This is a genomic window from Variovorax sp. KBW07, from assembly GCF_003852515.1.
Taxonomy (GTDB): domain Bacteria; phylum Pseudomonadota; class Gammaproteobacteria; order Burkholderiales; family Burkholderiaceae_C; genus Variovorax.
The window spans coordinates 1-8,022 of the sequence record NZ_QAJK01000161.1; the positions used below are offsets into that span (position 1 = coordinate 1).

Consider the following 8,022-nt stretch of genomic DNA (forward strand, 5'->3'; position numbering starts at 1 on the left):
ACAAGCCAAAGAATGACCCCGTACCCGCTCCCAAGCACCCGAACACCTCAGCCAGGCGACGCCCTGCGCCGGTACCCACGCGGCGTACTTCCAGTCCACGTGCGAAAAGCGCGATGAAACGCCGGCGTGTTGTCGAACCCGACCGACGCCGCGATCCGGTCGATCGGCTCGCGCGTCTTCACCAGCCGCTGGATCGCGAGGTCGCGCCGCACTTCTTCCTTCACCGCGCGAAAACTCGTTCCCTCCGCCGCGAGCTTGCGTGACAGCGCCCGGTCCGACATGTGCAGCGACCCAGCCGCTTCGTCCAATGAGGCGCCGCTCGCCAGGTGGGCCGCCACGAAATCGCGCACTTGCGATGTCGTCGTGTCGTGGTCGAAGGTCACGAATATCCAGTCGTCGGGTGCGCGGCGCACGAAGTCGAGCAGCTCGCCGCGCGTTCGCTGGAACGTCTGGCGCAACACCGCTTCCGAAAAGCTCACCGAGCTGGCCTCCTGCCCGAACAGCACCGGCCCCGGGAACAGCTTGGCGTACTCGTCGAACTTCGCGGGGCGGGCAAACGCAAAGCCCACACCCTGCACCGGCAACTGCCGCCCCAGCAACCACGAGGCCACGCCGTGGATCAGCTTGACCATCAGCTCGTGGCCGAACGGCGTCGGCGTGGTGCTGTCGTGCCTCGGCGCAATGGTGATCGTCGCCACGCCGTGGGCCCGTGCCATGCGCAGCCGGTAGTCGTCCAGCAGCAGGTTCCAGAAGCGCGTGAAGCGGTACATCGCCACCATCAGCGATGGCGCATCGAGCAGGCTCAGCCCCAGGTACTTGAGCGCGCCCGCACGAATGGGCCGCGACCACAGGCCGAGCATTTCGTCGCCCATGAACAGCGCCACGCGTTCGTACATCTTCACGAACTGCTCGCGCGTCACGCGCGCGCCGCCTTGCCGCAGCAACAGCGGCGAAATGCCGGCCTGCGCGGCCAGCGTGTCGATGTCGTGAGCGCTCAGGTGCCGGCGGGCGCCGCTGAGCATGTTCTGCAGGAAGCTGATGGGGACGGTGGAGCGCTCTTCCGAAGCCGTCGCCGGGTTCTGCCGGGGCATTTTCTGGGTGACCATCGGTCTGGCGGATTCTGCAAATAAATGGGCGCGATCTGCAAGCAAGGCTGGCGAACGCGGCGCTATCGTAGCCCTGAAGCGCCGCCCACGCCGTTGGCGGAATCCGCAATATTCAAGGAGCTTTGCCGTGAGCCAGAAAAACGTCACCGTTCACATGGACGAAGAGGTGGCCGTCGTCACCCTGAACCGCCCCGCCAAGCGCAATGCCATCGACGAGGCCACGCTGGCCGAGCTGGACGGCATTTTTTCTTCGCTGCCGCGCGAGGCGAAAGCGGTGGTGCTGACCGGGGCTGGCCCGCATTTCTGCGCGGGGCTGGACCTGAAGGAACACCACGACAAGGAGCGCACGGCGGTCGACTTCATGCGCGTGTGCCAACGCTGGCACAGCACCTTCGACAAGATCCAGTACGGCGGCATTCCGGTCGTCGCGGCACTGCATGGCGCAGTGGTCGGCGGCGGGCTCGAACTGGCGGCCGCGACGCATGTGCGCGTGGCCGACCCCAGCACATATTTCGCGCTGCCCGAGGGGCAGAAAGGCATCTTCACCGGCGGCGGCGCCACGGTGCGCGTGGCACGCATCATCACGCCGGGCCGCATGGTCGAGATGATGCTCACCGGCCGCGTGCTGACCGCCAAGGCCGGCATGGCGCTAGGCCTGGCGCACGAGATTTCCGTGCCCGGCGAAAGCCTGCGCGCGGCGCTCACGCTGGCCAAGCGGGTGGCGAAGAACGCGGCGCTGTCCAACTACGCGATGGTGACGTCGATCAGCCGCATCGCCGACATGTCGGCCACCGACGGCATGTTCGCCGAGTCGCTGATGGCGGCGGTGGTGCAGACCGGCGGCGAAGTGCAGAGCCGGCTCGGCGCGTTCGTCGACAAGTCGCTGGCCAAGGTCACGCCGCAGCACGCGGCAGCGGGGGCTGTCGCCGCGGGCGCGAGCGCAGGCTGAGAAGCTCGCGGCTCAGGCCGATTCGCTGCTACCGCTGCCGCTGCCGTTGCTTGTGCTGTTGTCGAAGGCGCGCTGCAACTGGTGCCCGAGCTCGGCCACCAGCGCTTCGCGTTGGGGCGAGGGGCGCCAGAAGCTGCGCGTGGCCACGCCGGTCGATTCCCAGTCGGGGTGATTGCGCGCCGGCTGCGCGGCACGCACGGCAGCCGCTGCGGCGCGCGTGGGCGCATCGCCGTTTTCGGGCTTCTCCGCGCTGATGCGCTGCGTGGCCGCATGGCCGCGCTGCTCCAGCGCCTGCGCGAGCTTCAGCTGCCATGCGACCAGCGCGAACAGCACGCCGTCTTCCACCGTGAGCTCGTGCACGTCGCGCAGCTTGTTGGCGATCTTGCGGCCCAGCGGGCCCCAGCCTTGCGATACGGCACCGCCGATGGCACCGCCCAACGCGGCGCCTGCGCCGAGCGAGATGCCGGCCACGGCCAGGTCGGCCACCATGCCCACGGTCGCGCCGATGACCGCGCCCTTGCCGAGCCGCAGGCCCGCGTCTTTCATGGCTTCGGGGCTGAAGAAGTCGAGCGTCCAGCGGCCTTCGATCATCGGAAGCGGCGCTTCGTCGGCATCGCCCTGGCGAAAGCCGTAGAGCGCCAGCAGGTCGTCGGTGCAGCGCTGGGCCTTGTCGAACACGGCCTTCTGCAGTGCCGCGACCAATGCCTGCCTGCGGGTGGCGTCGGCAAATTCGGTGGCCGGGACGGTGCGGCGAACCGCGGCCGCATCGACCAGCAAGGCCGCGATGCGCGCGCAGGCGGATTGGCGGCGTTGCCCGGCTTCGGCCTGGAGCGCATCGACCACGCCGTGCAGCTGGTCGCGGCGGTCGCGCAGCAGCGTGGCGAGGTCGTTGTACAGGTCTTGCTCGGCGCCGACGAAAGGGGCCGCCGCGTCGAAGCGCACCTGCACGTGCAGGCCATACGCCGAGAGCAGTTCCTTCCAGGCCGGCTCGCGGCTGGCGGCGTCGCGCACGAAGTTCAGCACCGGCAGCACGGGGCGCGCGCAGGAGTTGAGCAGTTCGATCTCGTCGCGGAATTTGGGCAGCACCGGTTCGCGCACGTCGATCACCAGGAAGGCAGCGTCGATGTCGAGCATGGTGCGCAGCACCTTGGCCTCTTGCTCGAACACGCCATGGGCCTCGGGGCCCTGCAAGAACTGGCGGATGCGCTCGGGCGGCGTGGCTTGCGCATCGAAGCCCGCGAGGTGCTCGCGCAGGGCGACGGCATCTTCGAGGCCCGGTGTGTCGAAGAAGCGCACGGCGGCTTCTCCGTTCACGTCGAGGTCGACCGATTCGACATGGCGCGTCGTGCCGGGCCGCTGCGACACTTCGCCGAAATTGACGCGACGCGTCAGCGTGCGCAGCAGCGAGGTCTTGCCCGCGTTGGTGTGGCCGACGACGGCGATGCGGATGGGTGTAGTCATGCCGTCAGGCCTTGAGGGGTGCCTTGCAATGCGCTGGCGAGCGTGTCGCTGGCCGCGATGCGCTGCAGCCCGGTGTCGCGCAGCCAGTCGAGCCAGCGTTGCGTGGCCGTGGCGCCGGGCGAATCGGCCAGCCACAGGCGGCATTCGCCGCAATGGGCCAGCACCTCGCGCACGAAGCGCTCGGTGCCGCGGTCGGGGCTCGATGCGGCATGGCACACCAGCAGCACGGTGCGCGGGCGGGCCTGCGCCAACTGGTCGAGCACGGCGCGGCGCGCGGGCGCGCTGCCGTCGATGCGCTGCACCTGGGGGGCATGCGCGGGCAGGGCGGGAGGCGGCCACGGCATGTCCGGTGGCAGCTCGAAGCCGATGACGAACAGTGCATCGCTCAGCTCGGCGGCCGACAGCCCGACGGGTACTTCACCGCGAACGCGGCCCGGGTCGGCGTCGACGATGGCGGCCGGCGCAAGCGCTGCAAAGCGGGCCAGCAGCTTGCGGTAGTAGGGCTCGTGCCAGTCGGGCTGCAGCGCCTTGCGGCGGCGCTTCCAGATGGCGGCGCTCAGCAGCACCAGCAGCAGGCGCGGCAGCAGCCCGTAGACCACGATGCAGCCGGTCAGCCACATCGCCCAGCTGCGCTGGCCGCCGGCGCTGGCCGTGCTGCCGGGCGCGGTGGCCAGCACGGTTGCGGCATCGGGCACCGGAAAGCCGAGTTGCGCCGGCGCCCAGCCCAGCACCTGCACCGCGCGCACGAAGAAGGCGGGGTCGAGGATCGTCGTTTCCCAGCTCAGCGTGTAGCTGCGAAAGGCGAGGGCGAACAGCATCGCCGCCAGCACGACCAGGAAAGACAGCGACCAGATGCCATGGCTCACCAGCCCGAAGGCCCAGGGCAGCAGCCGCGCGCGGGCCAGCAGGCCGGTGGTGGCGCGCACCAGCACCGGCGCCTGGCCCCGCTTGCCGCCGGCCACGCGCGCGGTCAGCGACAGCCAGATCCAGCCGAGCGAGGCGGTGTTGAAGGAGCCGAGGGGAAGCCACAGGCCGACCAGCCAGAGCAGCAGCGTCAGCGCATGCAGGCCCAGCAGGCTGACCAGCGCGACGATCACGTTGATGTGGCGTTCGCCGCCGCCGACCACATTGCCCGCGAGGCCGAGGCCCGCGACCACGATCAGCGCCACCAGGGCCAGCAGTACCCAGGGTGCCCATTGGCGGGCGCGCGCCAGTTCAGGCTGCAGGCCGATGCGTTCGCCCAGCTGAAGTGCGCGTTGGGTGATTTGCGTGGGGCCGTCGGTTGCGCGCGTGGCGGCGGTGCGCATGGCCTGGGCGTCGTCGAGCGGACCGTTCTGTTCGGTCCATCGGATCGCTTCGGTAATGACCGCGTCCGGAAAAACAGGTTCGCGCAGCGCGGTGTTGTTGGTCAACAGGGTCCCTTCGCATTCGCAAATTCGCAAGCAGGCAAGTGAAGCCCGGCGCGGCGGCGGGGCGCGCGAATTATGCCCGGCGCACTGCGGGCGGCCACGAGAAACGGGGCCGCAAGCGGCCCCGTTCTGCATGGCGTGGGAGTCGTTGGCGCGTGCCCGGTCTCAGCGAAGGCCGAAGAACGAAAGCACGGCCACAACGACCACGACCAGACCGACGATGTAGATGATGGAATTCACGCGAGGACTCCGTTGTTGACGACAGCTTCAGCTTCGCGCCGCGGCGCCGCCGCGGGTGTCGGCAAGGGGCGGCGTGTGATGTAGGCGCGTGCGAAGCAGTTACCCATGACATATCCCCGTTTTGCGCGCCTTTCTCGCCTGTGGCCTCACACGTGTGACGATTGTTTGCAATGCGCAACCAGCATCCACGCAAGACTCTGGCCTCTTCAGCCAGACCGGTCTTTTTCAGATGCGCCTTACCGATCAGTCTCCGTTCACCGGGTCCCACCCGGCTCACCCCGGCGCCCGTTCCCCGCGCCCGGCCGATGCCACCGCCGCACGCGCCAACGCGCAGTTGCTGCCCACGCTGTTCGACCGGCTGCGCGACGATGCACCCAGCCGCGGCTCGGAGTCGCCTTCGGACTACGCCGTCACGCCCGTGCAGATGCGCGACATCGTGCAGCGCGACCTGGCCTACCTGCTCAACACCACCAACGCCGAAGACCTGATCGACCGCACGCGCCATGCCGAGGCGGCTGCGTCCACCATCAACTTCGGCGTGCCGCCGCTGGCGGGCAGCTACCTGTCGGAGCGCAAGTGGGCGGACATCGAACGCATCATCCGCCGCGCCATCCAGGACTACGAACCGCGCCTGATCCCCGAAACCGTCACGGTGGTGCCGCTCATGAAGGAGGGCGGGGCGGCCGAGGAATACAACGTCCTGCTGTTCGAGATACGCGCCATGATCAATCTGCGGCCCTATCCGCTGGCCTTCACCGTGCAGAGCGCGGTCGATCTTGAAACCAACCGCATGCGCGTGGTGAGCACGGCGCGCTGACGCGCCGGCGCAGCCATTGCGCCTCGCTTGCGCCTCGCCCTTCACGCACTCTCTTTTCTTCCTCTTCTTCTTCATCAGGGAATCGACGCATCCATGGACCCCCGACTGCTGGACTACTACAACAAGGAACTGGTCTACATGCGCGAGGCGGCCAGCGAGTTCGCCAGCTCGCATCCCAAGATCGCGCGCCGCCTGGGCATGCACGGCATCGAGGTGGCCGATCCGTATGTGGAGCGGCTGATCGAGTCGTTCAGCTTCCTGTCGGCGCGCATGCAGATCAAGCTGGACGCGGAGTTTCCGCGCTTCACGCAGCGGCTGCTGGAGGTGCTGTACCCCAACTACCTGAGCCCCACGCCATCGATGGCGGTGGCGCAGTTGCACCCCAGCGTGAAAGAGGGCGACTTCACGCGGGGCTTCGTGGTGCCGCGCGGCACGGCCTTTCATGCGCGGGTGCCGCCGGGCGAAGAAACGCCGTGCGAATTCCGCTCCAGCCAGGACGTGACCCTCTGGCCCTTCGAGATCGTCGACGCCCGGCTCACCGGCGCGCCGCCCGATATTCCGGCGCTGGAGCGCTATGTGCCGCCGCACGTGCAGGTAACGGGCGCGCTGCGCTTGCGCCTGCGCATCGTCGGCGAAATGGGTTTCGGCGCGCTGGTGGGCCTCGACCGCCTGCCCATCTACCTGCGCGGCAACGAGCAGGTCGCCTCGCACCTGTTCGAACTGCTGCACACCTCCGCCGTGGCCACCTTCGTCGGCGAACCCGGCAAGCTGATGGACCGGCCGCACGTGGTCACGCAGGGCGCGCTGGTGCACGAGGGGCTGGCGCCGGGCGAAGGCCTCTTGCCGCTGGCCTGGAACACCCTGCATGGCCACAACCTGCTGCACGAATACTTCGCGTGCCCCGAGCGCTTCTATTTCTTCACGCTCACGCAACTGGCGCCCGGCCTGGCGCGCGTGCCCGGCAAGGAGGTCGAGATCGTCGTGCTGCTGAGCAAGCCGCCGGGCGCGCTCGGTTCGCTGGTCGACGCGGGCCAGTTCGCGCTGTTCAGCACGCCGGTGGTCAACCTGTTCGAGCGGCGCACCGACCGCATCGAGCTGAACGCGGCGCAGCCCGAGTTCCACCTGGTGCCCGACCGCTCGCGGCCGTTGGACTTCGAGGTCTATTCGGTCCAGCGCATCGCGGGCCAGCAGGCGCAGACCACGGCGGAACTGGAGTTCCGGCCGCTCTACCAGACGCTGAACGAAGACGAGGGCAACTACGGCCGCTATTTTTCGGTGCGCCGCGAGCCGCGGCTGGTGTCGGACACAGCGCGCAAGTACGGCACGCGCACGCCGTACATCGGCACCGAGGTGTTCCTGTCGCTGGTCGACCAGCACGAAGCGCCGTACCCCGACAGCCTGCGCTACCTGTCGGTGAAGGCGATGCTGACGAACCGTGACCTGCCGTGCCTGGTGCCACGCAACGGCCATGCCGACCTGGCGGTGGCCGATTCGGTCCCGGTGTCGGCCGTGGGGCTGATCCGCCCCCCGAGCACGCCCAAGTCGCCGTTCGCGCAGCGCGAAATTGCGTGGCGCCTGATCCGCCAACTGGGCTTCAACCACCTGCCGCTGGCCGACATGCCGCACCGCGAGGGCGCACAGGCGTTGCGCGACATGCTGCGGTTGTTCGTGACGGTGGACAACGACGTGTTGGGCCGTCAGATCGACAGCCTGATCGGCTCGCGCATCGAGCCGGTGACGCGGCGTTTGCCGGGCGCGGGACCGCTGATCTATGGGCGTGGTGTGCAATGCACGTTGAGCGTCGACGAAGAGGGCTTTTCGGGCACGAGCCCGTACCTGTTGGGGCTGGTGCTGGAGCACTACTTGGCGCGCCACGTGAGCATCAACGTGTTCACTCAGACCGTGCTCGAGTCGATGCAACGCGGGACCGTCGCCAAGTGGCCTGTACGCATGGGCGGACGCGGGATCGTTTGAATGCCTGCTGTCGGGTCCGCGTTTTGCGCTGCTTGTTCGGGGCGCCGCTCACGCCGACGGTGTGCT

Annotated in this window: 6 protein-coding genes; 3 read left to right on the plus strand and 3 right to left on the minus strand. The window is 68.6% G+C overall.

Annotation, left to right across the window (positions count from 1 at the left end; translation table 11 throughout):
- Positions 1-47 precede the first annotated feature (47 nt).
- The gene (locus DBV14_RS28445; protein ID WP_124464498.1) at positions 48-1,106 is read right to left on the minus strand and encodes an AraC family transcriptional regulator; all 1,059 of its coding nucleotides are present in this window, start codon (positions 1,104-1,106) and stop codon (positions 48-50) included.
- Positions 1,107-1,233: 127 nt separating this feature from the next.
- On the opposite strand from DBV14_RS28445, the gene DBV14_RS28450 reads away from it, so the two are divergent.
- Positions 1,234-2,055, plus strand: coding sequence for a crotonase/enoyl-CoA hydratase family protein (locus DBV14_RS28450; RefSeq protein ID WP_260397258.1), 822 nt, complete (start codon positions 1,234-1,236; stop codon positions 2,053-2,055).
- Positions 2,056-2,067: 12 nt separating this feature from the next.
- On the opposite strand, the gene DBV14_RS28455 is transcribed toward DBV14_RS28450, so the two are convergent.
- Both DBV14_RS28455 and DBV14_RS28460 read right to left on the minus strand, forming a co-directional pair.
- The gene (locus DBV14_RS28455) at positions 2,068-3,516 is read right to left on the minus strand and encodes a GTPase/DUF3482 domain-containing protein (RefSeq protein WP_124464502.1); all 1,449 of its coding nucleotides are present in this window, start codon (positions 3,514-3,516) and stop codon (positions 2,068-2,070) included.
- Positions 3,513-4,928: a DUF2868 domain-containing protein gene (locus DBV14_RS28460; protein WP_260397259.1), complete on the minus strand. Its 1,416-nt coding sequence runs from the start codon at positions 4,926-4,928 to the stop codon at positions 3,513-3,515. Before DBV14_RS28460 ends, DBV14_RS28455 begins: the two co-directional genes overlap by 4 nt.
- A 466-nt stretch (positions 4,929-5,394) precedes the next feature.
- On the opposite strand from DBV14_RS28460, the gene tssE reads away from it, so the two are divergent.
- A complete protein-coding gene (tssE, locus tag DBV14_RS28465; RefSeq protein WP_124464506.1) occupies positions 5,395-5,982 on the plus strand; it encodes a type VI secretion system baseplate subunit TssE in 588 nt (195 codons plus the stop codon).
- 93 nt (positions 5,983-6,075) lie between these two features.
- Positions 6,076-7,956 (plus strand): type VI secretion system baseplate subunit TssF, encoded by a 1,881-nt coding sequence (tssF, locus tag DBV14_RS28470; RefSeq protein WP_124464508.1) that lies wholly within the window; start codon positions 6,076-6,078, stop codon positions 7,954-7,956.
- Positions 7,957-8,022: the final 66 nt, after the last annotated feature.